28 protein-coding genes are annotated in these 26,274 nt (G+C 72.5%); 11 read left to right on the top strand and 17 right to left on the bottom strand.

Annotated elements, in window-relative coordinates:
• Window positions 1-31: 31 nt before the first annotated feature.
• The 7 genes from FGF04_RS36320 to FGF04_RS36290 all read right to left on the bottom strand — a co-directional run bounded on the left by FGF04_RS36320 (window position 32) and on the right by FGF04_RS36290 (window position 6,300).
• The gene (locus tag FGF04_RS36320) at window positions 32-358 is read right to left on the bottom strand and encodes a DUF1990 family protein (protein WP_149515651.1); all 327 of its coding nucleotides are present in this window, start codon (window positions 356-358) and stop codon (window positions 32-34) included.
• Window positions 359-427: 69 nt separating this feature from the next.
• The gene (locus tag FGF04_RS36315; RefSeq protein ID WP_149515650.1) at window positions 428-1,000 is read right to left on the bottom strand and encodes a copper chaperone PCu(A)C; all 573 of its coding nucleotides are present in this window, start codon (window positions 998-1,000) and stop codon (window positions 428-430) included.
• Window positions 997-3,297, bottom strand: coding sequence for a heavy metal translocating P-type ATPase (locus tag FGF04_RS36310; protein WP_235882677.1), 2,301 nt, complete (start codon window positions 3,295-3,297; stop codon window positions 997-999). Before FGF04_RS36310 ends, FGF04_RS36315 begins: the two co-directional genes overlap by 4 nt.
• A gap of 89 nt (window positions 3,298-3,386) precedes the next feature.
• The gene (locus FGF04_RS36305) at window positions 3,387-3,641 is read right to left on the bottom strand and encodes a hypothetical protein (protein ID WP_149515648.1); all 255 of its coding nucleotides are present in this window, start codon (window positions 3,639-3,641) and stop codon (window positions 3,387-3,389) included.
• A gap of 166 nt (window positions 3,642-3,807) precedes the next feature.
• A complete protein-coding gene (locus tag FGF04_RS36300) occupies window positions 3,808-4,554 on the bottom strand; it encodes a DUF1775 domain-containing protein (protein WP_149515647.1) in 747 nt (248 codons plus the stop codon).
• Between the two features lie 160 nt (window positions 4,555-4,714).
• Window positions 4,715-5,338 (bottom strand): sigma-70 family RNA polymerase sigma factor, encoded by a 624-nt coding sequence (locus FGF04_RS36295; RefSeq protein WP_235882675.1) that lies wholly within the window; start codon window positions 5,336-5,338, stop codon window positions 4,715-4,717.
• 185 nt (window positions 5,339-5,523) lie between these two features.
• Window positions 5,524-6,300, bottom strand: a complete 777-nt coding sequence (locus tag FGF04_RS36290; protein ID WP_149515645.1) for a hypothetical protein — start codon at window positions 6,298-6,300, stop codon at window positions 5,524-5,526.
• A 288-nt stretch (window positions 6,301-6,588) separates the two neighbouring features.
• Here FGF04_RS36290 and FGF04_RS36285 point away from each other — a divergent pair, with 288 nt between their 5' ends.
• A complete protein-coding gene (locus FGF04_RS36285) occupies window positions 6,589-7,494 on the top strand; it encodes an NADP-dependent oxidoreductase (RefSeq protein WP_149515644.1) in 906 nt (301 codons plus the stop codon).
• A gap of 104 nt (window positions 7,495-7,598) precedes the next feature.
• On the opposite strand, the gene FGF04_RS36280 is transcribed toward FGF04_RS36285, so the two are convergent.
• Window positions 7,599-8,141 carry a carboxymuconolactone decarboxylase family protein gene (locus tag FGF04_RS36280; protein WP_149515643.1) on the bottom strand — a complete coding sequence of 181 codons (543 nt, stop codon included), beginning with the start codon at window positions 8,139-8,141 and terminating at the stop codon, window positions 7,599-7,601.
• Between the two features lie 105 nt (window positions 8,142-8,246).
• On the opposite strand from FGF04_RS36280, the gene FGF04_RS36275 reads away from it, so the two are divergent.
• Window positions 8,247-8,843 (top strand): MarR family winged helix-turn-helix transcriptional regulator, encoded by a 597-nt coding sequence (locus tag FGF04_RS36275; RefSeq protein ID WP_188114372.1) that lies wholly within the window; start codon window positions 8,247-8,249, stop codon window positions 8,841-8,843.
• Between the two features lie 130 nt (window positions 8,844-8,973).
• Here the strand turns inward: FGF04_RS36275 and FGF04_RS36270 are convergent, their stop codons facing one another.
• Window positions 8,974-9,639, bottom strand: a complete 666-nt coding sequence (locus FGF04_RS36270) for a TetR/AcrR family transcriptional regulator (protein ID WP_408055715.1) — start codon at window positions 9,637-9,639, stop codon at window positions 8,974-8,976.
• A 250-nt stretch (window positions 9,640-9,889) separates the two neighbouring features.
• Here FGF04_RS36270 and FGF04_RS36265 point away from each other — a divergent pair, with 250 nt between their 5' ends.
• Complete coding sequence (locus FGF04_RS36265; protein WP_149515641.1) at window positions 9,890-11,773, top strand: RICIN domain-containing protein; 1,884 nt, start codon at window positions 9,890-9,892, stop codon at window positions 11,771-11,773.
• 193 nt (window positions 11,774-11,966) lie between these two features.
• On the opposite strand, the gene FGF04_RS36260 is transcribed toward FGF04_RS36265, so the two are convergent.
• Entirely contained in the window at window positions 11,967-12,281 is a 315-nt protein-coding gene (locus FGF04_RS36260; RefSeq protein WP_149515640.1) for a hypothetical protein, read from the bottom strand.
• Window positions 12,282-12,368: 87 nt separating this feature from the next.
• On the bottom strand, window positions 12,369-13,415 hold the full coding sequence (locus FGF04_RS36255) for an aldo/keto reductase (RefSeq protein WP_149515639.1): 1,047 nt from the start codon (window positions 13,413-13,415) through the stop codon (window positions 12,369-12,371).
• Between the two features lie 73 nt (window positions 13,416-13,488).
• On the opposite strand from FGF04_RS36255, the gene FGF04_RS36250 reads away from it, so the two are divergent.
• A complete protein-coding gene (locus FGF04_RS36250; protein ID WP_149515638.1) occupies window positions 13,489-14,025 on the top strand; it encodes a TetR/AcrR family transcriptional regulator in 537 nt (178 codons plus the stop codon).
• Between the two features lie 88 nt (window positions 14,026-14,113).
• On the opposite strand, the gene FGF04_RS36245 is transcribed toward FGF04_RS36250, so the two are convergent.
• Window positions 14,114-14,845, bottom strand: coding sequence for a DUF4253 domain-containing protein (locus FGF04_RS36245; protein WP_235882674.1), 732 nt, complete (start codon window positions 14,843-14,845; stop codon window positions 14,114-14,116).
• Between the two features lie 98 nt (window positions 14,846-14,943).
• On the opposite strand from FGF04_RS36245, the gene FGF04_RS36240 reads away from it, so the two are divergent.
• On the top strand, window positions 14,944-15,705 hold the full coding sequence (locus FGF04_RS36240; RefSeq protein ID WP_149515636.1) for a ZIP family metal transporter: 762 nt from the start codon (window positions 14,944-14,946) through the stop codon (window positions 15,703-15,705).
• 424 nt (window positions 15,706-16,129) lie between these two features.
• On the opposite strand, the gene FGF04_RS36235 is transcribed toward FGF04_RS36240, so the two are convergent.
• Complete coding sequence (locus FGF04_RS36235; RefSeq protein WP_149515635.1) at window positions 16,130-16,645, bottom strand: MarR family winged helix-turn-helix transcriptional regulator; 516 nt, start codon at window positions 16,643-16,645, stop codon at window positions 16,130-16,132.
• Between the two features lie 104 nt (window positions 16,646-16,749).
• On the opposite strand from FGF04_RS36235, the gene FGF04_RS36230 reads away from it, so the two are divergent.
• From FGF04_RS36230 to FGF04_RS36215, 4 genes are all read left to right on the top strand, one after another.
• The gene (locus FGF04_RS36230) at window positions 16,750-17,745 is read left to right on the top strand and encodes an amidohydrolase family protein (protein ID WP_149515634.1); all 996 of its coding nucleotides are present in this window, start codon (window positions 16,750-16,752) and stop codon (window positions 17,743-17,745) included.
• Window positions 17,746-17,884: 139 nt separating this feature from the next.
• Complete coding sequence (locus tag FGF04_RS36225; protein WP_223146437.1) at window positions 17,885-18,760, top strand: dioxygenase family protein; 876 nt, start codon at window positions 17,885-17,887, stop codon at window positions 18,758-18,760.
• Window positions 18,761-18,866: 106 nt separating this feature from the next.
• The gene (locus FGF04_RS36220) at window positions 18,867-19,790 is read left to right on the top strand and encodes an MBL fold metallo-hydrolase (RefSeq protein ID WP_149515633.1); all 924 of its coding nucleotides are present in this window, start codon (window positions 18,867-18,869) and stop codon (window positions 19,788-19,790) included.
• 119 nt (window positions 19,791-19,909) lie between these two features.
• Window positions 19,910-20,830: an AraC family transcriptional regulator gene (locus FGF04_RS36215; RefSeq protein WP_149515632.1), complete on the top strand. Its 921-nt coding sequence runs from the start codon at window positions 19,910-19,912 to the stop codon at window positions 20,828-20,830.
• On the opposite strand, the gene FGF04_RS36210 is transcribed toward FGF04_RS36215, so the two are convergent.
• Window positions 20,754-21,629, bottom strand: coding sequence for an alpha/beta fold hydrolase (locus tag FGF04_RS36210; RefSeq protein ID WP_149515631.1), 876 nt, complete (start codon window positions 21,627-21,629; stop codon window positions 20,754-20,756). The two genes, FGF04_RS36215 and FGF04_RS36210, sit on opposite strands and share 77 nt — an antisense overlap.
• Before the next feature lie 108 nt (window positions 21,630-21,737).
• On the opposite strand from FGF04_RS36210, the gene FGF04_RS36205 reads away from it, so the two are divergent.
• On the top strand, window positions 21,738-22,151 hold the full coding sequence (locus tag FGF04_RS36205; RefSeq protein WP_149515630.1) for a winged helix-turn-helix transcriptional regulator: 414 nt from the start codon (window positions 21,738-21,740) through the stop codon (window positions 22,149-22,151).
• A 76-nt stretch (window positions 22,152-22,227) separates the two neighbouring features.
• On the opposite strand, the gene FGF04_RS36200 is transcribed toward FGF04_RS36205, so the two are convergent.
• Window positions 22,228-23,193: a pirin family protein gene (locus tag FGF04_RS36200; RefSeq protein ID WP_149515629.1), complete on the bottom strand. Its 966-nt coding sequence runs from the start codon at window positions 23,191-23,193 to the stop codon at window positions 22,228-22,230.
• Window positions 23,194-23,307: 114 nt separating this feature from the next.
• On the opposite strand from FGF04_RS36200, the gene FGF04_RS36195 reads away from it, so the two are divergent.
• A complete protein-coding gene (locus tag FGF04_RS36195) occupies window positions 23,308-23,655 on the top strand; it encodes a tetratricopeptide repeat protein (protein WP_149515628.1) in 348 nt (115 codons plus the stop codon).
• A 94-nt stretch (window positions 23,656-23,749) separates the two neighbouring features.
• On the opposite strand, the gene FGF04_RS36190 is transcribed toward FGF04_RS36195, so the two are convergent.
• Together FGF04_RS36190 and FGF04_RS36185 are read right to left on the bottom strand one after the other, a co-directional pair.
• Window positions 23,750-24,772, bottom strand: a complete 1,023-nt coding sequence (locus FGF04_RS36190; protein ID WP_149515627.1) for a hemolysin family protein — start codon at window positions 24,770-24,772, stop codon at window positions 23,750-23,752.
• Window positions 24,769-26,109, bottom strand: a complete 1,341-nt coding sequence (locus tag FGF04_RS36185; RefSeq protein WP_149515626.1) for a hemolysin family protein — start codon at window positions 26,107-26,109, stop codon at window positions 24,769-24,771. Before FGF04_RS36185 ends, FGF04_RS36190 begins: the two co-directional genes overlap by 4 nt.
• Between the last annotated feature and the right edge of the window lie 165 nt (window positions 26,110-26,274).

Here is a 26,274-nt window from a genome sequence, read left to right as displayed (position 1 = left end):
GGCCTCCCGGCGGGTGCGGCCGTCCGGTGTTTCAGGCGAGCGCGCGCAGGTAGCGCCGGCGGGTGTACCACTGGGCCGGCAGGAGCAGCGGGAACAGCAGCCGCCAGGGGCCCGCGGGGGCGGCACGGGTCAGGGACCTGAGGGTGAGGCGGACGGTGCCCCGGTCGTCGCGGTGGACGACGAAGGCCTCTTCGCCGCTGACGGGGTGGCCGTGGCGGGTGCCGTAGGCGAAGCCGCACCGGTCCCGCGTCTCCACGACGGCGACGACCTCGACCGGTTCCCGGACGGTGAACGGACCCAGACCCGCGGTGACGGTGTACCGCCCGTACTGCCGCGCCCTCGCACCGCCTCCGCCCACGGCGACCCCGCTCCCGGCGCCTCCGCCCTCGACGTCTCCGGCCGAAAGGGGATTCCAGCAGGGGCGGCGCTACGGGAAGGAGACGGTTCCGGGGCGCTGTACGACGGCGAGCACCTCGACCGGGCCGGTGTGCCGGAACTCGAAGGTGAAGGGGACGAGGTCGCCCTCGCGCCACCGCTCCGAGGAGCCCGGGGAGCCCGAGCCCGAGGAACCCGGGGAGGTGGGGACCGTGAGGTCCACGCCGCTCGGTGTCATGGCGAGCGTGCCTCCCGCCGGAACGGCGACGGAGTCGGTCGTGGACCGGGAGGCCCCGTTGTTCTCGTTCATCCGGTGCCGGGTGAGCGTGATGCCGCCGGGGGCGCGGGGCGAGGTGACCCCGGTCAGGCGGTCGGTCGAGCCGCCCTCGTTGACCAGGCGGAAGAACGCCGCCGTCTCCGGCACCCCGGCGGACGGCAGCAGGACACGTCCGTCCGTGACCCGCACCCGCGCCGGGGTGCCGGCCTTGCCGGCGCCGGTCCAGGTGGTCAGGCCCGCCAGGGCCACGCTGCAGGCGGCGAGGGGGACGAGCGCGGCCAGCGCGGTGTCCCGCCATCGTTCGCGGTCGCCGATCAGGGACGTCACGCCGCCGGGGATCCGGCTCATCGGGCACCGGCCTTCCCGGACCGCGATCCGTGTCCGTGTCTGTGTTCGTTTCCCCGTCCTCGTCCTCGTACGGGAGAGGGCTGCCAGGCGCGCAGCCGGAGGCTGTTGCACACCACGAGCACCGAGCTGGCGGACATCGCCGCGGCGGCGACCATGGGGTTGAGCAGCCCGACCATCGCGAGGGGCACGGTCACCGCGTTGTAGCCGAAGGCCCACACCAGGTTGGTGCGGATCGTCCCGAGGGTGCGCCGGGCCAGCCGGACGGCGTCGGCGAGCGCTTCGACGTCGCCGCGCACCAGGGTCAGGTCGGCGGCCCCGATGGCCACGTCCGTGCCGCTCCCCATGGCGATGCCCAGATCGGCGCCGGCGAGCGCCGCGGCGTCGTTGACCCCGTCGCCGACGACCGCGACCCGGTGTCCGTCCTCCCGCAACCGGCGTACCAGCGCGGCCTTGTCCTCGGGTGCGCAGCGGGCGTGCACCTCCTCGATGCCGAGGGCGTCGGCCACCGCCTGCGCAGGAGCCCGGCGGTCACCGGTGGCGAGCACGGGGCGGATGCCGAGCCGGCGCAGCCGGTCCACGGCGCGGTAGCTGCCGGGCCGTACGAGGTCTCCGACGGCGATCAGTGCCTCGGCCCGGCCGTCCACGCGCACCAGGACCGGGGTGTGCCCCTCGGTCTCGGCCGCGGTCAGCGCCTCGGCCAGGACGGGCGGCAACTCCCCCTCCGGCGAGCCCACTTCGACCGTGCGGCCGTCCACGGTCCCGTTCACCCCGCTGCCCGCGGTGGCGGTGAAGTCCCTTACTGCGGGCAGCGGTTGCCCGGACAGTGTGCGGCGCGCGTACGCCGTGACGGCGCGTCCGAGCGGGTGTTCGGAGCCCTGTTCCACCGCCCCGGCCAGGCGCAGCACCGCTTCCTGTCCGGGGCCGTCCGGCAGGGTGGTCAGCCGCGCCACGTTCATGTGGCCGGTGGTCAGGGTGCCGGTCTTGTCCAGCACGACGGTGTCCACGTGCCGCAGGGCCTCCAGGGTCTGCGGTCCGCTCACCAGTACGCCGAGCTGCGCGCCGCGTCCGGTCGCCGCCATCAGCGCGGTCGGGGTGGCCAGCCCCAGTGCGCACGGGCACGCCACGACCAGGACGGCGACACAGGCCGTGAGCGCGGACTGCGGATCGGCTCCGGCGCCGAGCCAGAACCCGAGGACGGTCACCGCGACGGCCAGGACGACGGGCACGAAGACCCCGGCCACCGCGTCGGCCAGCCGCTGCGCCCGCGCCTTCCCCGCCTGGGCGTCCGTGACGAGCCGGGTGATGCGCGCCAGCTGGGTGTCTGCGCCGACGGCGGTGGCCCGCACCAGCAGCAGCCCGCCGGCGTTCACGGCGCCGCCGACCAGGGCGGAGCCGGGGCCCACCTCGACGGGTCCGCTCTCCCCGGTGACCAGGGACAGGTCCACGGCGGAACTCCCCTCCGTCACCCGCCCGTCGGTGGCGACCCGCTCACCCGGCCGTACGAGGAAGACCTGCCCCACTTCCAGGTGCCCGATGGGAACGGCCCGCTCGCCCCGTTCGTCGCGGACCGACACCTCCTTGGCCGCCAGCTCCGCCAGCGAGCGCAGGGCGGCGCCGGTGCCGCGCCGGGCGCGGGCCTCCAGGAACCGGCCCGTCAGCACGAACAGCGGCACGCTCACCGCGGCTTCCAGGTACACGTGCGCCGTTCCGTCCGGCGCGGACGGCAACAGGGTGAACGGCATCCGCATGCCGGGTTCGCCCGCACCGCCGAGGAACAGGGCGTACGCCGACCAGAGGAAGGACGCGAGCACGCCCAGCGAGACGAGCGTGTCCATGGTGGCCGTGGAGTGGCGCAGGTTCCGCAGCGCCCGCTCGTGGAACGGCCGGGCGCTCCACACGGCCACCGGGGCGGCCAGGGCGAAGCACAGCCACTGCCAGTTGCGGAACTGCAGGGCCGGCACCATCGACAGGACCAGGACCGGTACCGACAGCAGCGCGGTCACGAGGAGCCGTTCCCGCTCCTGCCGGGCGACGGCGCGGGATCCGTCCCGGTCGTCCGCCGCGGTCCGGTCGTCCGCCGTCCGGTCGTCCGCCGTCCGGTCGTCCTCGGGTACGGGCGGCGCGGGCAGCGCCGCCTGGTAGCCGGCCTGCTCGACAGCCGTGACCAGGTCCTGCGGGGCTACCTCCGCCGGGTGACTGACCCGGGCGAGCCCGGTCGCCAGGTTCACCGTCGCCGTGACGCCGTCCAGCCTGGCGAGCTTCTTCTCCACCCGCCGGACACAGGCCGCGCAGGTCATCCCGCCGACCGCGAGGTCCGTGACCACCGGTCCGGTCGCTGGTCCGGTCGCCAGCCTGATCGCCGGTCCGGTCGCCGGTTCGGACCTCGTCATTCACCGCTCCCGTGCATCCCCGGCATGTCGTCCGTGCCGTCGCCGCTTCCGCCGTCCTGCTGCCCGCCGCCCGTCCCGGTGCCGCCGGTGCCGTGCATGCCCGGTGCCACCGGTCCGGAGACCGACCCGACGGCGTAGGACAGCGAGAACACCAGGGCGAGCAGCAGGAGGAACCCGCAGAGCGCGGGCGCAGGCAGCGATCTGCGGACGAGCCCGTCCGCGGGAGGGGCAGTGTGTGGGGACTCGGCCATGCCCGACCTTCCTGGTCGCATCGAGCCGTCGTGCGGTGTACGGCATACGGCATACGGCGATCTCAGCCGTACAGCCCCAGGAGTCGGCCGCGCACTGCACCGGGTTCCGGCGCCCGGTCATGACGTACGTCACACGACCGGGTGCGCCGGCCCCGTAACTCCCGGCTCAGGCAGACCCGTTGCGGCGCCGCCTGAGCCACCAGGCCCCGCCGCCGCCGAGCAGGAGCACGACCAGCGCGGCACCCACCGGCACCGCGAGGGACGTGCCGTCGTCCTTCTCCGCGCCGTCCGCCGCGGGCTGCGCCGCCGCTCGCGTCTCCTGCTTCCCGGACGGCGGCGCGTCGGTGGCGGGATCGGCCGAAGGGCTCGGGTCCGGACCCGGGCTCACCGGCTTCGCCCCGGGCGCCGCGGGCTTCAGGGCCAGCCGGGGCGCGGGGTGCCCGTGGCCGTGACCGTCCCCGCCGGTGTCCTCCAGCTCGATCCAGCGGTCGACCTCACCGTCGCCGTAGGACTGCAAGGTCTTGAAGACCAGGGACTCGGCATCCGGCAACTGCCGCACCGTGACGACGTATTCGGCGTCCTCACCGACGGGCAGCTCGGGTCCCGAGACGGCGTACCCCTGATCGGCGGGGACCAGCTTCCAGCCGTCCGGGCCCTCTTCGTAGGTGATGTCACCCGGGCGGATCCCCTCGGGGAGCACCACCTCCAGCCGGGTGATGCCGGCCGAGCCGGACTCCGACTCGGCGGAGAAGGTCAGTTCGACGTTCCGGTCGAGCGCCCGGGCGCCCTTCGCCTCGACCTCGGCATGGGCCGAGGCCGGTCCGGCCGTGGCGACGGAGAGTGCGAGTGCGAGGACGGCTGCGGCGAGGACGCCGGTACGGCGCGGACCGCGTGGCGGGATCGGACGATGCATCGAGGGCTCCTTCGGGTTTTTCGGGTGTTCGGGTTGTTCCGTTGGTGAGGCCGCATGACCCGGGGGTGCGGGCACGCGGCCTCCTGGTGTGCGCAAAGTGCGGCGGACGGCTGCCGCCCGGTGACGGACCGGACGGCAGCCGCGTACGTCCGGCGACCCGTCAGGCTGCTGCCACCGCGGGGGCGCCGGCGCCGGCCGGTGTGCAGCGCTCGGCGTCGTCCAGCGCTGCGATCAGCGAGTTCCGGGCGCGCGCGACCCGCGAGCGCACCGTCCCGACGGGGCAGTGGCTGACGTCGGCCGCCTCCGCGTAGGGCAGCCCCACCAGTTGGGTGAGCACGAAGGCTTCGCGGCGCTCGTCCGGGAGCGCGTCCAGCAGGTCGGCGAGGGCGATGCCTTCGTCGAATCCCGGCAGGCCGCGCGGCTGCGAGCGCTCGGCGGCCGACTGCCAGTCGTGCGTGTCCGTCAGGCGCGGACGGGAGGTGGCGTAACGGATGCTGTCGATCACCGCGCGGCGCGCGATGGACATCAGCCAGGTCCGGGCCGACGAACGGCCCTCGAACAGGTGCAGGCTGCCGAGGGCACGCAGGAACGTGTCCTGGGTCAGGTCCTCGGCGCTCTGGGGGTCGGCGCCGAGGAACCGTACGTAGCGGCGGACGTCCGCGTGCAGGGCGCGGGCGAACAGGTCGAAGGCGTCGGGGTCACCGCCGCGGGCGGCCAGCGCCCAGGACGTGATCGAGTCGTCTCTCGTCTCTTCGCGCACCGCGGGGAGGACAGGAGTGATCACCTGGTGTTGCTCCTTCTCGGGAATCCAGGGAGACCGGCCGGCCGCGCCCGCCCGCATGGAGTGGCAGGGCGGCGCGGTGTGACCGGTGAAGGGATGACGGGCGCGTACGGAGGTACGCGGCCGAGGCCCGGGGTGGAGGAAGGGAGTCGACGACTCCGTCGACCGCCCCGGGAAGCCGGCTGTCGTCAGGCGACAGCGGTCCCTTCGGGCGGTCCCCGAGAAGTGATCGCGCGGGTCAGGAAGAGCTGCCGCAGTACGTGTCCCGTGTGGCCGCGGCGGACCCGCAGGCGGGGCCGGTGCGGCGGTGCGGGCAGCAGCAGGAGGAGGCGCAGGGGMGCGACGGCCCAGCCGGCGAGGGCCCGCAGGATGCGGAAGGCGGCCCGCTCGCCGTGCGCGAGCCACAGACCGCACAGCAGAGCGGCCAGCAGGTGGGCGGCGAGCATGCCGGTCGAGGAGAGGCCGCCCATGGTGTGGTGCAGGGAGTCCACGGCCCCCGCGGGGTCCATGGAACCCATCGGCCCCATGGCGTCCATCGCCCCCATGGAGTGCATGGATTCCATGGGGTGGTGCATGGACCCGGTGGAGCCCGTGGACGTCGGCACGGCGGTGTGCTGCGGGTCCGCACCCGCACCCGGGTGCGCACGGCACAGCAGTACGTCGGCCCAGCGCCGGCCGAGCGACCCGCTGCCGGCGGCTGCCGGTCGCGCGACCACCTGAGCGAGCGAGAACGACGAGTGCAGTGCCGCCTGCACCGCGACCACGGCGGAGCCGACCAGAACCGGCCCGCGCTCCCGGCCGGCCAGCAGCCAGGCCGCGCCGCCGGTGATCGCCGTCGCGGCGGCCATGGACCACCAGGGCACCGCGGTACCGGACATCAGGACGTGTCCCAGGGCGGCGAGCAGCACGCAGACGGCCGCGAACACGGCGGCCCTGAACGCGCGAGAACACCACCCAGCAGTCATGGCGTCCTCATCCTCGCAGTCCGGGGATCACGCGTCACGAGAGGGTACGGAAAAGCCCCGGGTATGTGACTCAGGAGGCATTCCGTGATTCACGCCACACCGGCCGTCACCGGTGTCCCGCCGGATCGCGGAGGAAGGACGCGTGGCCGTGGGCCGCACGCATGCCCACCGCCCGAGATCGCCTCCACCCCTCGGCGCCGCTCCACTTGCACCTCACATTGATGTCAGGTTCTAGCTTGGCGGACGCAACGGATCACCGGGACATTCGACCGATCGAGGCAGGACATCATGCGTGCAGCGCGCTTTCACGAGTACGGCGACACCGGCACCCTCGTCGTGGAGGAGGTGCCCGCGCCGCACCCCGGCCCCGGCGAGATCCGGATCCGCGTCGCGGCGGCCGGCGTCAACCCCGTCGACTGGAAGGTGCGCAGCGGCGCCGTCCACGAGGTGCTGCCCGTGGACCTGCCCGCGATCCCCGGCCGCGACGCCGCGGGCGTGGTCGACGAGCTGGGCGACGACGTCCGGGGCGTACGCGTCGGGGACCGCGTCTTCGGGCTGGGCGGCGTCACCGGCGCGACCGCGGAACTGGCCGTGCTGTCCGCCTGGGCGCCCGCGCCCGAGGCGTGGAGCGACGAGCAGGCCGCCGCCGCGGGACTGGCATCCGTCACCGCGCTGAACGGGCTCAAAGCCCTCGGCCCGCTCAAGGGGCGCACCCTGCTGATCGAGGGCGCCGCCGGCGGCGTGGGCAGCGCCGCGGTCGAGATCGCCCTCGCCGAGGGGGCCACCGTGATCGGCACGGCGAGCGAACGCAATCACCCCTTCCTCACCTCGCTCGGCGCCGTCCCCACCACCTACGGCACCGGACTCGGGGAACGCCTGGCCGGCCTGGCCCCGGGCGGGATCGACCTCGTGCTCGACACCGCGGCCTCCGGTTCCCTCGCCGACCTCGTCGCGATCGCCGGCGACCCCCTGCGCGTGGCCACCGTCGCCGACTACGCGAACGCCCACCGCCTGGGCGTCCACCTGGCCCACGCGGCGAACGACCCGGCGCTTCTGGAGCAGGCGGCCGAACTCGGCCGCCGGGGCCGCTACACGCCGTACGTGGAGCGGTCCTTCGACCTCGGGGAGATCACGGAAGCCCATGCCCACTCCGAGCGCGGACGGGTCCGGGGGAAGATCGTCGTCGTCATCTGACCGACCGCCGGAGCCTGCCGCCGGAGCACCGGCGACCGCGGACGGCTCGCCCCGGGGATGCGCGGGACAGGTACGCACCCCCGGGGCGGCCGCGTCCACCGGGACTACCGGGCGGGCAGGGCGACGACGGGGAAGTCGATGTCCGTACGGGCCACGGAGTTGAAGTAGTTGGTGAACACGTTCAGCGCGACGTTGGCGACGATCTCGCCGATCTCGCCGTCGCCGTAACCGGCGGCACGGACCTCTTCGAGGTCCTGGTCGGAGACGAAGCCGCGCGTCTCGATGACGGACTTGGCGAACTTCAGGGCGGCCTGCGTCCTGTGGTCGGCCGCCTGGCCCTGTCCCGCGGTCTTGAGGTCGTCGCCGGTCACGCCCGCGCGCTCACCGAGGACGTGGTGGGCGGCGTAGCAGTACTCGCAGGAGTTCTCCACCGCGGCGACGAGGGCGATCTGCTCGCGGACGGCGCCGGGCAGGGCGCCTTTGGAGAGGGCGCCGCTCTGCGAGAGGTAGGCGTCGAGGACGGCGGGCGACGCGGCCATGGCGCGCATCATGTTCGGCGTCGTGCCGAGTGCGCGCTCGACCTTGTTCAGGAGCGACTTGGCGGTGGGCTCGGCGGTCGCGGGGTCGACGACGGAAAGGCGGGACATGAGTGGTTCCTCCCTGAAGGGTTCTTCGCCAACGATGTTTGGCACTGCCAACATAGTTTGGCAGTGCCTACTATGGCAAGTACGAACTCGTCGCCGGGGAGTGTGATGCAAGACGTTCCGGGCCCACCGCCCCACGAGCAGCTGATGGTGGGCATCACGCGCCTCGGGCAGGCGCTGCGCATCAGCAGCTATCGCAACCCGGGCCCCCACCGCCTCTCCCCGCTGCAGGCGGACATCATCGTGCTGCTGGCCCGGAATCAGCGGCCCCGCCGGCTCGGCGACCTGGTCGCCCTGCTCGCGTCGACCCCTCCGACGATCAGCGACGCGGTCAAGACCCTGACCACCAAGGCGCTCGTCGAGCGGCAGCGCGACGTGTCCGACGCGCGGGCCGTGTCCCTGACCCTCACGCAGGCGGGCGCGGCGGAGGCCGAGCGCCTCGCGCGGCTGCCCGCGGAATTCGGCGAAGCCATGTCGACGCTCGGACAGGAGGACCTCGCGGCCATGCTCCGCGGTGTGAGCGGCATGATCAGGTCACTGCAGGACCAGCGCGCCGTGCCGGTCACCCGTATGTGCCTGACGTGCTCCCACTTCCGGCCCCGGGTCCACCCGGGCAGCGACAAACCGCATCACTGCGCGTTCGTCGACAACGCCTTCGGCGACGCCGAACTGCGCCTGGAGTGCCRCGACCACCTGGAGCCCTGAACCCGCCCTTCCCTGGGCGCAGTCGGGAGTCCTGGCCTCCACTGCTCGCCCTCACGCCGTCCGAGATGCCCCGGCGGAAGAACGGGACCCTGGTCGGGCGCGTACATCCAGGAAGGGGGGAAACGGGACCTCAGTCCGACGCGGCAGGCCGCTCGCGCGTCAGTCCGGCGAGGATCGCGTCGATGACCAGCTCCGTGGAGGCCGTCATCTCGACGGCGGCCGGATCGAGGAGCCACTGGATCTGGAGGCCGTCCATGACGGCGATGACCGCGTTGGCCGCGTGCCGCGCGCGATCGGCGTCCGCCGTGCCGGTGCCGAGTCCGCAGGTCTCGACGATCGCGTCGGTGACGAACGCGCGCAGTCCCGCGTAACGGCCGCGGAAGTAGTCCTGGGCGGGGTGGTCGTCGGTGACGGACTCGGCGGAGAGCACGGCGTAGAGCCGGACGATGCCCTCGCGCTCGGCGTTGCGCCGTGCGGTCTCGACCAGGTGGTGCAGGAACCGCAGTCCGCGCGGCCGCTCGGTGCCCAGCTGCTCGATGTCCGAGTCGTCGCGCAGTTCGAGCACGCTGGTCAGCAGCAGCGACTTGGAGCGGAAGTAGTGCAGTACGCCGGCCTGGGTGAGGCCGGCCCGGTCGGCGATCTCGGCCAGGGAGGCGTTGTTGTAGCCGCGCGCCGCGAACGTGTCCATCGCGATGTGCAGGATGTCCTGCTGGCGCCGCTGGGCCTCAGGACTGCGGGGGACGCGGGGCCTGTCGCGGGCACTGCGGGCGGCTCGGCCTACTGACTGGTCAGTCACGCTTTCACCTTACGCCGCGCCCCCACGACTCCGGACGGACTCGTCGCCACGCTCCGTAGCGTGACGCAGACCACTTACTAAGTGTTTAGTAGGTGTGCTTTCATGGCGCCGTCGTCCTGCCATACCGCGCAGGTGTGGCGGCACGAATGCATCAACCCTTCGAGCTCCGGCTGGCCCGCCGCTCCCCTGACGGGCGCGGACCGGCGAGGTGCATCCCCCACATGTCATCGACCGAAGGAGAGCCGCACTCGTGTCCCGTGTCCGAAGAACTCGCTCCCCCCGCACCGGGGTTGCCGCCGCCCTGGCCCTGACCCTCGCCGCCGGTCTCGGCCTCACGGCCGGCAGCAGCGCGACCGCCGCCGACCCCACCGCCCAGGTCTGGGTGACCACCGGGGACGGCGCCCGCAAGCTCAGCGCCGACGGCACCCTCACCTTCGACAGCACACCGCAGAGCACCGACCTGCGCATCGACGGCAACCAGCGCGGCCAGCGCTACACCGGCGCGGGCGCCTCGGTCACCGGAGCCTCCGCGCGCCTCATACAAGGGCTTCCGGCCGACCGGCGCGGCGACCTGATGCGCTCGCTGTTCTCCACTTCCGGCGACGGCATCGGCCTGTCGTACCTGCGCCAGCCGCTCGCCAGCACCGACTTCGACGCCTCCGCCGCCCCGTACTCCTACGAGGACACCCGCGGGCAGTTCTCCATCGACCGCGACAAGCAGGAGATCATTCCCGTCGTCAAACAGGCCCTGGGCGTCAATCCGTCGATCCGTTTCATGGGCACCCCCTGGTCACCGCCCGCCTGGATGAAGACGAACAACTCGCTCAACGGCGGCAGTCTGCGCACCGAGAACTACGGCGACTTCGCCGACTACCTCGTCAAGGCGATCAAAGCGTACGGCCAGGAGGGCATCACCCTTTCCGACCTCACGGTCCAGAACGAGCCCGAGAATCCGACGAGTTACCCCTCGATGTCGATGAGCCCGGCCCAGCAGGCCGACTTCATCCGGGTCCTGGACCAGCGCCTGACCGCGGCCGGACTGCCGACGAACATCCTCGCCTTCGACCACAACTGGGACCACCCCAATTACCCCCTCGACGTGTTCTCCCGCACGAGCGGGATCAGCCGGGTGATCGGCGCCGCCTTCCACTGCTACGCCGGCAACCCCACCGCCCAGCAGCAGGTCCACAGCACCGGCAAGCGGGTCTTCTTCACCGAGTGCTCCGGCACCGACAGCGACAACACCGCCAACACCTTCCGTGACAGCCTGCGCTGGCAGGCCGAGAACCTCGTCGTGCAGAACATGCGCAACGGCGGCGAGACCGTCGTCACCTGGAACCTCGCCCTCGACCAGAACGGCGGCCCCCACCAGGGCCTGTGCGGCACCCGCTGCAACGGCGTGGTGGAGATCGCGAACGGCGGCGTCAGCCGCGGCGCGGAGTACTACTCGCTCGGCCACCTCAGCAAGTTCGTCAAGGTCGGCGCCACCAGGATCGGTTCCACCACCCAGAGCGGCGGCATCCAGAACGTCGCCTTCCAGAACCCGGACGGCACGCGGGTCGCCTACGTCGTGAACACCGGCGGCACGCAGCGGTTCTCCCTCACCGACAACGGCCGCTCCCTGGCCTACACCCTGCCGGGCGGCGCGGTCGCGACCATCGTGTGGAACCCGGCCGGCGGCAGTGACCCCGCCGGTCCCATCGACACCGGCGCCTGGTACCGGGTGGCCAACACCAACAGCGGCGCCTGCCTGGACGCCACCGACTGGGGCACCGCCAACGGCACCCTCCTCCAGCAGTGGACGTGCGGCGACGGCGCCAACGAGAAGTGGCAGTTCCGCTCCACCGGCAGCGGCTACTACCAGGTCGTCAACCAGCACAACAACAAGTCCTGGGACGTCGACGGCGGCGCCGGCGCGACCGCGGACGGCGTCAAGGTGCACCTGTGGGACTACGCCGGCACCACCAACCAGCAATGGCGTGCCGAGTCCCTCGCCTCCGGGCAGTACCGCTTCGTGGCCCGGCACAGCGACAAGTGCCTTACGGTGGACGGCTCCTCCACCGCCAACGGCGCGAAACTCGTCCAGCGGAGCTGCTCCGGCTCGACGGCCCAGTCCTTCCGCCTGACCTCCTGACCTGCTGACCTGCTGACCGACCGTCCGGCACACCGGACAGCACACTCCGGCCGGTGGGGCCCGCCCCACCGGCCGACCCCTGCCACCGAGCCGAGCCGAGCCGCGCCGGCAGCTCCCCGTCGACAACCGCGAACACTCCTCCGGCCGCAGGAGCCCGGAGCCCGGAAACCGCCCTTCAGAAGCCGGGCGGGATTCAGAAGCCGGGTGGGATCCGGTCCTGCGGCCCGTCGGCCACCGCAGGGTCGGCCGAGTCCGAGACCAGCTCCGCGACGCGCAGGGTGCACTCCCATTGCGTCAACTTGCCCTTGATCACCACCAGGTACGACTCCTGGCCGTCGAGCCGGTACACCTGACGCCGCTTCTCGGCGATGTGCCTGCTCGGCGCGTACGTATGGACCGCCTTGCGCAGCGCCTCCAGCGCCTGGTCCCTCGTCTCCTGCCCGCGGCAGACGAACTCGGTCCTGTGCACGTCGCTGTAGTACTCCGCGATCACGACCCACTCGCCCACCGCCGACTCCCCTTCGCCGCCGTCGCCAGTCAGCCACAGCCCCCTCCCCGGAGCAAGGGCGGGACCCGAACCGCGGCCGCAGCGGTGTCAGACGACGGGAACGGCGGGCGGTTCGAGGAGTGAGCGGTCGCCGTCGAAGCCATGGTCCAGGGCGGCCGCGACATCCTCGTGCGGGGTTCCCATGCGCACGGCGCTGACCCGGTCCAGCTGCCGGTAGTGCTCGTCGCCGAGGTCGAGCCGGAGCGAGCGCAGGTAGTCCTCCAGCTGCGCCGGGGTGCGGGGACCGACGATCGGGACCAGGGCGGTGGGGGCCAGCGCGGCGCGGCGGCGGAGCCACGCGAGGGCGACCTGGAGGGCGCTCGCGCCGGTCTCGTCCGCGATCGCGAGTACGGCGTCCACGACGGCGGTGCGCTGCGCGGTGTCCTCGACCGTGTCGCCGCGGGCGCTCAGCCGGCCCCGTCCGCCCTGCCGGTACTTGCCGGTGAGCAGCCCCCCGGCCAGCGGGGAGTATAGGAACGCGCCCAGGCCGTGCGCCTGCGCCATCGGCAGCAGTTCCCGTTCGGCGGAGCGTTCGGCCAGGCTGTACTCGGTCTGGATGCCGACCACGGGGGCCAGGCCGTGCAGGTCCGCCCGCACCGCGGCGCCGGCGACCCGCCAGGCGGGGAAGTTGGACAGGGCCCCGTGGAGGATCTTGCCGGAGCGGGCCAGGTCGTCGAACCCCGCCAGGATCTCCTCGACCGGGGTGGTCCCGTCGGGGAAGTGCGGCATGAAGACGTCCACGTAGTCGGTGCCGAGCCGGCGCAGGCTCGCTTCGAGGGCGCGGACCATGATCTTGCGGCTGTTGCCGGTGGTGCCGGGGCGGGGGTGCTCCTGCCGCGTACCGCTGTACTTGGTGATGAGGACGAAGTCGTCGCGCCGGCCGTCGAGCAGCCGGCCGAGCACGGTCTCGGCCTGGCCGTCCTGGTAGAGGTCGGAGGTGTCGACCGTGGTGCCGCCGGCGGCGGCGAAGGTTTCGAAGATCTGCCGTGAGCCTTCCGGGCCGGCGCCGGCGTCCGAGAGGCCGAAGTTCGCCGTGCCGAGCGCGTACTCCGACACGCGCAGTCCGGTCAGCCGGCCGAAGGTGCGGTAACGCATGGAAGCTCCTGGTCTGGGCGGTGCGGTAAGCTCACCCACCGTACCAATAAAAAACGAGGGGTCACTCTTTTTTATGCCGAAGGTAAGCCAGGAGCACATGGACGCCCGCCGGCGCCAGATCGTGGACGCCGCCCGGGCCCGCTTCACCAGTCACGGCTTCGCCCGTACGTCCATGGCCGACATCGTCGCCGGGTCCGGGCTCTCCAACGGGGCCATCTACCGCTACTTCACCAGCAAGAACGAGATCGTCGTCGCGGTCTGCGAACAAGGCGGCGAAGCCTTTCCGGAGGCGCTCACCGCCGAGGCCGTCGCGGGCTTCCTCGAACACGTACGCATCCGTGCGCGCGAGACGGGCCACGCGCGGCTGGTGGCCCAGATCTACGCCGAAGCGGCCGTGTCACCGCAGCTGGCGGACGTCGTGCAACAGCAGCTCGCCGCCTTGCGGGCCGCGGTGGCCGAACTGGTGCCCGACCACCGCAGGCAGCACGCCGAGCAGATCGCCGAAGGGTTCACGGCCCTCTGCATGAGCTACAGCCAGCAACTGGCCGTACGCGGCGACCTGGACCCCGCGCCCTTCACCGCGGCACTGATGTCGATCATCGACGGGTGACCGGGACCAGCGCGTCACCCGTGCGCGGCGCCTGTGCACGTCGCCCGTGCGCAGCGGCAGTGGGCGCCGGCCCGGTCGCCGGCCGGTCTCAGTCCCACCAGAACCGCCACGCGTGACCGCTCATCAGGTCCGCCGGATACGCCGACCAGTCCAGGTCCGGGTCCTGGAAGAAGACGTCCGGACAGACGAGGTAGTGCTCCGCCGCGAGGATGCGGGCCTGCTGGAGATCTGTCGGCCCGGCGGCGACGGAGGCGTACAGGCTGCCGTGCCCGAAACCCACGACCCGCAGACCGAACCGGTCCTCCCAAGAGCGCAGCACCGCCGACAGCTCCTGCGCGGTCATGTGGTTCGTCGCCCCGCGCCAGTTCAGGGCGGCGGGCGCGTCGGCGCCCCGGGCGACCTGGACGAGGGCGAGGCACCGGGCGCGGCCCGCGCGCACGACGGCGGCCGCCGCGTCCCGCGCGCACGCGTCGACGCCCGTCACCACCGAGGCCGGCGCGGCCAGACCGGGCCACCGCGGGAACGGCGGCCAGGAGTCGTCGCTCCTCCACCGGCTCCGGAAGTAGGTCTCGGCGTCGGCCTCGGCCCCGTGGCCACCGCTGGTGGGCTCGAAGGAGTCGTCGGGGTATTCGAGCAGCAGCGGGTACAGACCGGTCTCGCAGCGCCGGGCGTACAGCCGCTCCCACCGGCCGACCGGATCGGTGAGCGGTCCGTCGCTCACCCACACCAGCGGATGCGGCGCGTGGCGCGGTCCCAGGAGCCGGCCGGGCGGCAGGCCGTCCAGCAGTCGTCTGCGCTCTTCGCTCAAGTACTCGGGCACAGGGGGGAATCTACGCCGCACCTGTGACAGACCCCATCGGCAAGGAATTCCGGTGCCACCGGCTGGTGACATGACCGGCTTCGGGTACCCATAGGCGCATGACAGAGGTGGTTCAGGCGGGTCTGTGGGGACTGGTGGCGGGTTCCGCGCTGCTGCTCGGGGCGGTGGCGGGCTTCGCGCTGCGGGTACCGCAGAAGGTGATCGCGACCGTGATGGCCTTCGGGGCCGGGGTGCTGCTGTCCGCGGTCAGCTTCGAGCTGGTCGGGGAAGCCTACGACCAGGCAGGACTGGCGCCGGCGGCCATCGGCACGCTGGCCGGCGCCGTGGCCTACACGGCGGGCAACATGTGGCTGGCCCGCCGCGGCGCACGCCACCGCAAGCGCTCCGGCTACGACCGGGACGAGGTACAGCCCTCCGAGGAACAACAGAGCGGTTCGGGACTCGCGCTGGCCTTCGGCGCGCTGCTCGACGGCGTCCCGGAGTCGGCGGTCATCGGCGTGAGCCTGCTCGACGGTGGAAGGGTGAGCCTGGTGACCGTGGCGGCGGTGTTCATCAGCAACGTTCCCGAGGGGCTGTCCAGCTCGGCGGGGATGAAGAAGGCCGGCCGCAGCAAGGCGTACGTCTTCGGGGTGTGGGGCGCCATCGCCGCGGCGAGCACCCTCTCGGCGGTCCTCGGCTACACCGTGGTCGGCGGTTTCTCCCCCGCGGTGATCGCCGCCGTGACCGCGGTGGCCGCCGGGGCGATCCTCGCGATGGTCGCCGACACGATGATCCCCGAGGCGTTCGAGGAGGCGCATCTGGCCATCGGGCTGGTCACGGTCAGCGGCTTCCTGGTCTCCTTCGCCCTCTCCCACACCTGACAGCACCCCACGCGCCGCAGCCGGACCGGGCCGTCACAGCGGGCCGTCGCCGCGGGTGACGTCTTCACGGACCGAGGAACCGGCCCCGACATCGGCAGGCGCACGTTCGAGAACGCCGTGGCCGGGACGGGGCGATGAAGGATGCCCCCCACCCGCGGTGGGGCGGGTGCGGGGCGCCCTGCACCGGGCCGGCCGAGGCAGGGCCGGGCCTTCCGCGCAGTGGTCCTCCCCCGGCTCCTGTTCTCCGGCACGGGACGGAGGGGATCAGGAGCCGGGGTCCGGGGCCCTGATACGGCTCTGTGCTGCACGAGCCGCCCCTGCATATATCTACCCTTCCCACCGCGGAGCGGATGCGGACGTAGGCGCCATCTACGCACCGAGGAGGGCCACCCCGTACGTCAACGGGCAGAGCCGACGTGGCCCCTCACCGGACGACGGCCGTTCCCGAGCCGCCGTCCTGCGGGCGCTCGACGCGGGCGAGCACCTTGTCGGTGATCCGGTTCAGTGTCCTCAGTTCCTCCGGCGTCAGGGCGTCGACGAACAGGTCCAGCACGCGGTCGACGTGTCCGGGAGCCGCCTCCGCCAGGTACGCGAAACCGGTGTCGGTCAGGATCGCCTGCGTGTACCGCCCGTTGCGCGGATCGGGTTCGCGGCGGACGAGGTCACGCTTCTCCAGACGGCCGATCATGTGCGACAACCGCGACAGCTCCGTGTCCGCCAGAACCGCCAGCTCGCTCATCCGCATACGGCGCCCCGGCTGGTCGGACAGGTGGGCCAGCACGTAGTACTCGATGAAGCTGAGCTTCGCGTCCCGCTGGAGCTGCGACTCCAGAGCGGCGGGCAGCGTGTGGAGGAGTTTCATGAACCCGCGCCACGCCGCGAGCTGCTCCCCGCTGAGCCAGCGCGGCCCGGACCCGTTCGGCCCTCCTGAGACAGACATGTGCGCAGTCTAATGACACCTCCCCCTAACTTGAATGTTCAAGCGAGGAGGATTACCGTCTGACTTGAACATTCAAGTCATCATGGATCCGGGGAGGCTCCCCCATGCCGATGAACCTCTACGCACTGGAAGAGCACTTCGTCACCGCCGACGTGGTCGCGGCCTGGCGCCGGCGCGATCCGCACCTGGCCGAACCGATGATGAAGTGGGCCGTCGACAGCGACATCACACCAGCGCTGCTGGACATGGACGCCGGGCGCGTCGCCGCGATGGACGACGCCGGGATCGACACTGCGGTGCTGTCCCTCACGACGCCGGGTCTGCAGAACCTCGACGCGGCGGAGGCGGTGGCCCTCCAGGTGTCCACCAACGACGCGCTCGCCGACGCCGTACGCCGCCATCCGGAGCGTTTCCAGGGGTTCGCGGCGCTCGCCACCTCCGCACCGTCGGCCGCGGCCGACGAGCTGCGGCGCGCCGTCACCGAACTCGGCCTCAACGGAACCCTGGTGAACGCGAACTCCGGCGGCCGCGCCCTGGACGCCCCGTACTTCTGGGACATCTACGAGGCGGCGGAGGACCTGCGCGCACCGGTCTACCTGCATCCCAGCGTCCCGTTCCCGGCCGTCACCGCGGCCTACTACCGCGGCTTCGGCGAACCGGTGGACAGCATGCTCGCGACCGGGGCGTTCGGCTGGCACTACGACGCCGGACTGACCGTGCTCCGGATGATCGTCGCCGGTGTCTTCGACCGGTTCCCCGCACTGCAGGTGATCCTGGGGCACTGGGGCGAGGTCGTGCTGTTCTACCTCGACCGCATCGCGGCCATGGACCCCCTCACCACCCTCCGGCGTCCGATCGCGGAGTACTTCCGCTCGAACATCCGCATCACCCCGGGCGGCATCTCCAGCCACACCTATCTGCGGTGGAGTCTGGAGACGGTGGGGGCCGACAGGATCATGTACGCCTCCGACCACCCGTTCAACCGGGAACGCGCCGGTTCCGCGCGGCGCTTCCTGGACGAGGCCCCGATCGACGGGGCCACCCGCGAGCGCATCGCCTTCCGGAACTGGGAGGAGCTCGTCGCCGGTATCCGGCGCTGAACCGGTCCTGCCGCGACGAGCCCTTCGGTCCGGCCCCGGCCGACGAGGACGCCTCGAGCCGCTCCGCGGCAGCACTCACCAGGCACCACTCACCAGGCATCACCACGCCGATGCCAAAAGACCCCGAGGAGTAGGACACATGAGGCAGGCCGAAGCCCGGCTGCGGGTCGTGTTCACCGATCTGCGCCGTGCCGTCGACGATGTCATCCTCAAGCACCAGGTCACCCCCGACGAGCTGCTCGCCGCCGTCGACTGGCTGCAACGGGTCGCCGACGCGGGCGAGTTGCCGTCCGCGGGCATCCTGTTCCACAAGACCGTCCTCAAGGGGACCGCCGGTGCGGCCTACGCCCACCCGGAGAAGGACGGCGCGAGCCACTGGGAGATGGAGGGTCCCGCCCACCGGCCCGGCGCCCCCGTCCTGCACACCCCGGCCGTCCTGCCGATGCGGCCAGACGAGCCCGGGGAACCCCTGATCGTCCGCGGCAGCGTGCGCACCACCCTGGGCGACCCCGTGCCGGGTGCGGCCCTGGAGGTCTGGCAGATCGACGCGAACGACGTCTACTCCGGCATGGACAGCGGCGACTTCGCACCGCTGGACATCCCCAACGACTCCACCGGTGTCCCCGCGGACAACCTCCGCGGCAGGATCATCGCCGACGCCGACGGCCGTTACGAGTTCCGTACGGTGATGCCCGGTACCGAGACGTTCGGACTGGCCACGGACAGCCCGCTCGCCGCGCTGATCCGGGCCCTGCGGCTCGAAGGCCGGCGTCCGCTGCACATCCACGCGATCGTCTCCGCCGACGCGTGCCTGCCGCTGACCACCCAGATCTACTTCGACGGGGACCCGCTGGTCGGGAGCACCGTCGAAGGCGCGATACCCGCGCAGGCGGTCAGGGAGACGGTCCGTCACGAGGACCACCGGGCCCGCGGCCTCGACCGGCCGTACCGCACCCTCACCCACGACTTCGTCCTGCGCCCTGCCCCGGAGGCAACAGCGGCTCCTCGACGGTGAACAGCGCGCACGGCCGTCCTCCACGAGCTCTCCGGCGAGACGATCACGCATCCATCGGGTACTTACGATGATTGTGCGTCCCGACGGCCGCTCCTACGGTCGGATCATGCAGACCTTCGCCCTGGGCGACTTCGAGATCAGCCGTGTCACCGAGTGGCACGGCGCCTTCGCACCGGCGGGCGTGCTCTTCCCCRCCCTCCCCGCACGCACCTGGCATGAGCACCGGGCCTGGCTGGACCCGCACTTCTGGGACGCCGCGACCGGCGACTACCAGGCCCACATGCAGACCTGGGTGATACGGGGGCAGGGCCGCACGATCCTGGTGGACACCGGGCTGGGCAACGACAAGCCGCGCGTGCACGGCCTGCTGGCCGACCGGGACGGTGACTTCCTGCACCGGCTCGCCGCGATCGGCGTACAGCCGCACGAGGTGGACACGGTCGTCAACACCCATCTGCACACCGACCACGTCGGGTGGAACACCCGCCTGGAGAACGGGGAATGGGTGCCGACCTTCCCCAACGCCCGTTACCTGATGCACAAGGCGGACTTCGACCACTGGAACCCCGCCAACGGCGTCCCCCACGCGTCGGACTTCGCCGACCCCGCCGACATCAGGGCGGGCTTCGAGGACAGCGTGCTGCCCGTGCACCGGGCCGGCCAGGCCCTGGTGTGGGAGGGCACCGAGCACTCCGTCGCCGCCGGTCTCTCCCTGCACCTGGCTCCCGGGCACACCCCCGGTTCCGCGGTGCTCAAGCTGCGCTCCGGCACGGACCGCGCCTTCTTCGTCGGAGACCTCGTCCACACCCCGCTGCAGTTCCTCACGCCCGACCACGACACCTGTCTGAGCGAGGACCGGCACCAGGCCGCCAGGAGCCGCCGGCGCGTGCTGGAAGAGGCCGCGGACACCAACGCCCTGGTCGTCCCGGCCCACCTGGGCGGTGCCGGAGCGGCCGAAGTCGTCCGGGAGGGAAGGGACTTCGCCATCAAGCAGTGGGCGCCCCTGACCGCGCCGACGGCGCGGGGCTGACCCCGCGCGTCCGTAGGATCGCGCACGCCGCTCCCCCACCACACCCACCTCTTGCGACGAACGGGACGATGAACACCTCTTCCGGACCCGCCTCCCCCCGGCCGCACACCCCGGCAGACGTGGACGTGCTCAGTGACGTCATCGCCTCTCTCCGCTCGGGTCGCCCCTTCGCCAACCGGGAGGACCGCGCGGGCACCTGGCACACTCCCTTCGCGCCGTTCGCCGGAGCGGGGTTCCACATCGTCCTGGGCGGATCGTGCGAACTGCTGATGCCGGCCGGTCCGTCCCTGACCCTGAACATCGGCGACGTGGTCCTCACCCCGCACGGCACACAGCACACCCTGCGGGACCACGGCCGCACCGACGCGGACCCCGGTGGCCCCACCTCCCTGCTGTGCGGGGCCTACCGGCTCGACCGGACGCGGTCCCACCCCCTCCTGTCCGCCCTGCCGGACGTCATCCACCTGCGCGCGCAGTTCGGGCGCCACCCCGCGCTGCGCTCCGCCGTCTCCCTCCTGGGCGACGAACTGGAGGACCCGGGGCAGGGATCGAGCGCCGCCCTGTCCACCCTGCTCGACCTGCTGCTGGTCTACATACTTCGGGCCTGGCTCAAGGACGAGGCCGACCGCGGGGCGCCCGGCTGGTCGGCGGCGCTGGCCGACCCGGCGGTCGGCGCCGCCCTCGGTGCCATGCACGAGTCCCCGGCCCGCGCCTGGACGGTCGAGGACCTGGGCAGGCAGGCCAACCTGTCCCGTGCGGCCTTCGCGCGCCGGTTCACGGCTCTGGTGGGCGAGCCACCGCTGACGTATCTGACCTGGTGGCGCCTGAGCGTCGCCGCCCGCCTGCTCAAGGAGGGCGACGCATCCCTTGAGTCCGTCGCGCAGCACGTCGGGTACGGCTCGCGGTACGCCTTCGCCAACGCCTTCAAACGCGAGCACGGCATCTCCCCCGGCCGCTACCGGCTCACGCACGCCGGCGAGCGGCATCCGGGCCGAAGGTGTCCGCATCATCACCCGCCAGGAACGGGCGCAGCAGCGTGAGCAGAGCGTGCGGGCGGTGCAGGGGGATGATGTGGCCGCAGTCCTCGATGACGTGCCCGGTGAGGTCGTCGGTGATCGGGCGGAGCTGACGTTCCAGTGCGGCACCGACGGGCCGGGCGCCCAGCGCCATCGTCGGCACCGTCAGGCGAGCGGTGGCGACCGCCCGCCCGATCTGTGCCGCGCTCTCGGGCAGGGCCCGGTAGTAGGAGAACGCACAGCTCAACGCCTGGCGGCCGGTGTACGCGCGCACGAAGGCGTCCCGCAGGGCAGGGCGCACGCCCTCGCCGAGCGTGCCGGCGTCCAGGAACCAGTCGACGTAGGCGGCTTCGTGGCCCTCCAGCACGGTCTCGGCGAGGTCCGGCACGGCATGGAAACCGAACCACCACGGCGGTCCGTCGGCGAGGAAGTCCTCGGCACCGGGCAGCCTGCCCAGCAGGGACTCCATGACGACCAGACGCCGCACGAGCCCGGGCCGGCGCAGCGCGAGGAGGAAAGCCGGCGCGGTACCCGCGTCGATGCCCACCACGGCGGCGGAGGACACACCGAGCGCGGTGAGGAGCGCCGCGGCGTCCCCGGCCAGGGTCTCCGCGTCGTAGCCGTGGTCGGCCCGGCTGCTCGCCCCGAATCCACGCAGGTCCGGCGCGATGACGCGGTAGCGGCCGGAGAGGTCGGCCATGACGTCCGTCCACAGCTCCCAGGTGTGCGGGAAGCCGTGCAGCAGCAGGACGGCCGGGCCCGATCCGGCGAGGGCCACGTTCAGTTCGACACCGTTGACGGGGACGCGCCGCAGCTCGGGCATGGAGAGGCTCCAGGGATGGGGTGGGGTGAGTGATGGTGACCAGGTCACGCTAGGGAACTAAGCTGGCCCGCCCAAGACGGCACTTTCCCTTCAGGTGGTGAGCCCGGGGTGACCACGTCCAGTCCCGACAGGGGTGACCGGCGGCCCGGTGAGCACGGTGATCTGCTGGATCCGCGCTGCCCGACCCGCCAGTTGCTCGACCGCATCGGCACCAAGTGGACGTCGATGACGGTCAAGGTGCTGGCCGAGGAGGCGCCGGGAGAGATCCGTTTCGCGGAACTCCGACGCCGCGTCCCGGGCATCTCGCAGAAGATGCTGTCCGTCACCCTGCAGAACCTCGTCCGCGACGGCCTGGTCGCACGCCGGGTGGAACCCACCGTGCCACCCGCCGTCCACTACCGGCTCACCGCACTCGGCCTGTCCCTCGAAGAACCGCTCTCCGCCCTGCGGATCTGGGCCGAGACACACATGCCGGAAATCGACCGCAACAACCAGCTCGCCGAGAGGTCACGCCCCGACTGAAGGGGCTTGCGGAAGGGCGTCGTGGAAGGCCGTGGCTGCGGTCAGTCGACAGCAACCACCGCGTCCGTACGGAGGGTCAGCGCACCCGTCCCCGCGGTTTCAGCGGTACGGGCGGCAGGGCCGGTGCGAGGAGCCGGTCACCGTCGTAGCCCTTCACCTCGCCGAAGCGCGTGTTCTGCATCCAGTCCGTCCGGGCCTGCTCGATGTCCGCCTGGGACCGTCCGATGAAGTTCCACCACATGACCAGCTCCTCCTCGAACGGCTCGCCGCCGAGCAGCATGAGTCCCGCGTCGGACTCGGCCCGCAGGGGCAGCTCCGTGCGGCCGCAGCCCAGGTACAGCATCGAACCGGGCAGCACCGGCACCCCGTCCACGTGGGCCTCGCCGGACATGGAGAGCACGGCGTACTCGAAGTCCGGCTCCAGCGGCAGGCGTACGTCGGCGCCGCGGGCCAGGGCCAGGTCGGCGCCGACGATCGGCGTGTACGTCGTCCCGGGCGAGAGCGCCCCGTCGACGTCGCCCAGGACGACGGTCGCCCGTACACCGGGCGCCGTCACGACGGGCAGGTCGCCGTGGTGCTCGAAGCGCGGCTGGGTGTGGCGGTCGCTGTCGGGCAGCGCCACCCACAGCTGCGCGCCGTGCAGGAAGCGGGCGTGCGACTTGGGGCTCTCCTCCGAGTGGCTGATGGCCCGCCCGGAGGTCATGAGCCCCAGCTCGTGGGGGCGGATCGTCTGCAGGCTGCCCGTGGAGTCGCGGTGCAGCACCTCGCCCTCGTGCAGCCAGCTGACGGTCTGCAGACCGATGTGCGGGTGCGGCGGGACCTGCATGCCGGGCTCGTCCGCGATGTCGTCGGGGCCGTAGTGGTCGACGAAGCACCAGGCGCCCACCATGCGCCGGCCCAGGTTGGGCAGCAGCCGCCGGACCTCGCTGGACTCGCCCAGCTTCACCCGGCGGGGACTGAGGAGTTCACGCACCGGCTCCGCCGCCACGAAGCCCCGGCCGCCGCACAGCGAGGGAACGGCCTCGCGATCGAGATTGCTCATACGGGACAACCTAGTCCCGGCGGGGAGCGCCCGTCACACCCCTCACCGCCCCGACCCTCGGTTGTGGAATATTCAACAACTGAGGCCGGTTCTGCTGGTCGAAGGAGGTCAGACGTGAACACGACGTACTACGACCACGGGACGGCCGCGGAGCGCTGGGAGCGCGCCCGGATGTTCTTCGACGCCAAGGACTACGCCGCCGCGGCGCGGGTCCTCGACACGCTGGTCGAGGAGGTGCCGCAGGAGACGGGGCCCCGCCTGCTGCTGGCCCGCGCGTACTACCACTCGGCCCAGCTGGGCCGTGCGGAGGCGCAGTTGCGCGTACTCGTCGAGCGCGACCCCGTGGAGCACTACGCCCGCCTGATGCTCGGCCGCACGCTCCAGCGGCAGGGCCGCGGTGACGAGGCCGAGCCCCACCTGCGCCTCGCCTCCGCCCTCGCGGGGGACTTCGCCTCGCTGTAGACACCGGGCACAAGTAAGGGCCGGGACCGCCGCTTCTCGCGGCGGGCCCGGCCCTTCGTCATGGCGTCGCAGCGTCACGCACTCGTGGCGCTCGCTACGCCGTCGTCCGCGGCTCCATCAGGTGGGCCAGCAGGTCGTCCAGGCTGACCAGGCCGGTCAGCAGGCCGTCGCCGTCGCGGACCACGGCGAGCGAGGCCCGGTGCTGCCTGAGCTGTTCGACGGCGTGCGCGAGCGTGTCGCCGGGGGCCAGTTCCGGCACCGGCCGGGCCAGGTCCCGGGCGGTGACGGTACGGCCCCGGGAACGGGCGATGAGCGCGTCGCGGGCGTGCACCGAGCCCAGGACCGTACCGCCGTCGCGCACCAGCAGCCGGGTGCGGTTGCTGTCGCCCGCCGTCCGCAGCACCGCCTCGACGCCGGACTCCGGCGTGACGGACGCGATCCGCTCGGCCGGCACCTGGAGGTCGCGCACCGGCTGCCCGGGCGCCGTCAGCGAGCTGGTGATCAGCCGGGAGTCCGCCCCGCTGATCAGGCCGAGCCGCTCCGACTCCGCGACCAGGTGCGCGAGTTGCTCCCGGTCGTGGACCGGGGCCAGTTCGTCGCGCGGGGTGACCCGGCACAGGCGTACCAGCGCGTTGCTGACCCGGTTGAGGACCACGATCAGCGGCCGTACGAGCCGGATCACCGCCCGGAAGGGCGGGGCGAGCAGCATCGCGGAGCGCTCGGGGTGGGCGATCGCCCAGGACTTGGGAGCCATCTCGCCGAGCACCATGTGCAGGAACACGACGACGATCATCGCGAGGGCGAAGGACACGCCGTAGCTGAGTCCGCTGGGCAGCCCCAGCCCGTGCAGCAGCGGGTCCAGCTCGTGGGACACGGCCGGTTTGGAGACCGAGCCCAGGCCCAGGGTGCAGATGGTGATGCCGAGCTGGGCGCCCGCGAGCATCAGGGACAGCTCGCGCATCCCCGCGAGCGCCGCCCTGGCGCCCCGCTGCCCGGCCGCCGCGGCCTGTTCCATCCGGTGGCGCTTGGCGGCGACCAGCGCGAACTCGGCAGCGACGAAGAACCCGCTGCCGACGAGCAGCAGCACGGTGACGAAGAGTGCCATGGGGAAGCTCATGCCGGGTCCTCCCCGCGCGTGGGTGCGGCCGCGGACGTGGGCGCGGGGGCGAGTGCGAGCCGCACCCGTCCCGGCACGTGCCGGTCCAGGGTGCGCACGTCGACGACGGCGCGGCGGCCGTCGGCCAGTTCGACGGTGACGCGGTCGCCGATCGCGGGGAAGCGGCCGAGGCGGTCCACGATCAGGCCCGCCACGGTGTCGTAGTCCTTGCCGCCGGGCAGGTCCAGGCCGGTGGCCTCGCCGACCTCGTCCAGCCGCCGCCGCGCGTCGACGAGCCAGCCGTCGCCGTCGGGGACGGCCACCTCGGTCACGGTGTCGGACTCGTCGGCGATGTCCCCGACGAGTTCCTCGGCGATGTCCTCGTAGGTCACGATGCCCGCGATGCCGCCGTGCTCGTCCAGGACGACCGCGAACTCGTCGTCCCGCTCGCGCATCCTGGCCACCGCGTCCGGCAGCGGCAGTGTGTCGGGCAGCACCAGCGGTACGCGGGCCAGCTCGCGCGCGGTGGCGCCGTCCGGGGCGCGCATCAGCTCGCGTACGCCGAGGACGCCCGCCATGTCGTCCGGGTGGTCGCCGATGACCGGGTAGTTGGAGTGCCCGTGGACGGCGATCAGCCCGACCGCCTCGGCGGCCGTGGCGCCCTCACGGACGAACACGGCGTCGGCGCGCGGCACCATCACCTCGTCGAGCGTGCGGTCGGAGAACTCCAGCGCGTGGTCGAGCAGGGCCGCCGTCTCGCGGGGCAGCTGCCCCTGCTCGTGGGACTCGCCGATGAGGTGGCCCAGCTCCTCCAGGGTCGCGCCGTGGTGCAGTTCCTCGACGGGCTCGATGCCGACGCGGCGCAGCAGCCGGTTGGCGGCGCTGTCGAAGAGGTGCACGACCGGGCCGACGACCTTGAGGTAGGCGAGGGTGGAGCCGGCCAGGGACTTGGCCAGGCGCTCCGGCACGGCGAGGGCGAGGTTCTTCGGGGCCAGCTCGCCGAGGACCATCTGCAGGACGGTGGCCACGACGAAGGCGAGGACCACGGAGACGGCGGTGACCGCCCCGTCCGGCAGGCCTGCGCCGGTCAGCACGGGCCTGAGCAGCGCGGACACGGAGGGCTCGGCGAGGAAGCCGACGACCAGGCCGGTCACGGTGATGCCGAGCTGGGCGCCCGACAGCATGAAGGACAGCCGCTCCAGGACCGTCAGGGCGCGGGCGGCGCGGCGGTCGCCGGCCGCCGCCTCACGGGCGAGGGCGAGCCGGTCGGCGGCGACGTACGCGAACTCCTGGGCGACGAAGTAGCCGGTGCCGGCGGTCAGGACGAGGACGGCCAGCAGGCCGAGGACGGCACTCATCGAACACCACCCCGCCGGGTGCCGAAGTCAGTGGTGCGGGGGCGGGATGGTCCGGGACTGTGTCCCGGGGGGTCCGTCGGTCTGGCGGACAAGAAAGGGCTCCTCTGGATCGTTCTGTCCACGAGGAACGATTCTCGCCGCCCGCCGGTTCCCCTGCCACCGGCG

The sequence above is a fragment of the Streptomyces apricus genome (assembly GCF_008369065.1).
GTDB classification, from domain to species: Bacteria; Actinomycetota; Actinomycetes; order Streptomycetales; family Streptomycetaceae; genus Streptomyces; species Streptomyces apricus.
Note: the sequence above shows the minus strand (reverse complement) of the source record. Positions and strands in the feature narration are given on the sequence as shown.

Coding starts and splice junctions, on each gene's coding strand:
- FGF04_RS36285 (WP_149515644.1), top strand. CDS start 6,589: ATGCGTGCAGCGCGCTTTCACGAGTACGGCGACACCGGCACCCTCGTC.
- FGF04_RS36190 (WP_149515627.1), bottom strand. CDS start 24,772: ATGAGCTTCCCCATGGCACTCTTCGTCACCGTGCTGCTGCTCGTCGGC.
- FGF04_RS36280 (WP_149515643.1), bottom strand. CDS start 8,141: ATGTCCCGCCTTTCCGTCGTCGACCCCGCGACCGCCGAGCCCACCGCC.
- FGF04_RS36240 (WP_149515636.1), top strand. CDS start 14,944: ATGACAGAGGTGGTTCAGGCGGGTCTGTGGGGACTGGTGGCGGGTTCC.
- FGF04_RS36255 (WP_149515639.1), bottom strand. CDS start 13,415: ATGCGTTACCGCACCTTCGGCCGGCTGACCGGACTGCGCGTGTCGGAG.
- FGF04_RS36305 (WP_149515648.1), bottom strand. CDS start 3,641: ATGGCCGAGTCCCCACACACTGCCCCTCCCGCGGACGGGCTCGTCCGC.
- FGF04_RS36200 (WP_149515629.1), bottom strand. CDS start 23,193: ATGAGCAATCTCGATCGCGAGGCCGTTCCCTCGCTGTGCGGCGGCCGG.
- FGF04_RS36210 (WP_149515631.1), bottom strand. CDS start 21,629: ATGCCCGAGCTGCGGCGCGTCCCCGTCAACGGTGTCGAACTGAACGTG.
- FGF04_RS36300 (WP_149515647.1), bottom strand. CDS start 4,554: ATGCATCGTCCGATCCCGCCACGCGGTCCGCGCCGTACCGGCGTCCTC.
- FGF04_RS36235 (WP_149515635.1), bottom strand. CDS start 16,645: ATGTCTGTCTCAGGAGGGCCGAACGGGTCCGGGCCGCGCTGGCTCAGC.
- FGF04_RS36225 (WP_223146437.1), top strand. CDS start 17,885: ATGAGGCAGGCCGAAGCCCGGCTGCGGGTCGTGTTCACCGATCTGCGC.
- FGF04_RS36315 (WP_149515650.1), bottom strand. CDS start 1,000: ATGAGCCGGATCCCCGGCGGCGTGACGTCCCTGATCGGCGACCGCGAA.
- FGF04_RS36185 (WP_149515626.1), bottom strand. CDS start 26,109: ATGAGTGCCGTCCTCGGCCTGCTGGCCGTCCTCGTCCTGACCGCCGGC.
- FGF04_RS36310 (WP_235882677.1), bottom strand. CDS start 3,297: ATGACCTGCGCGGCCTGTGTCCGGCGGGTGGAGAAGAAGCTCGCCAGG.
- FGF04_RS36230 (WP_149515634.1), top strand. CDS start 16,750: ATGCCGATGAACCTCTACGCACTGGAAGAGCACTTCGTCACCGCCGAC.
- FGF04_RS36250 (WP_149515638.1), top strand. CDS start 13,489: ATGCCGAAGGTAAGCCAGGAGCACATGGACGCCCGCCGGCGCCAGATC.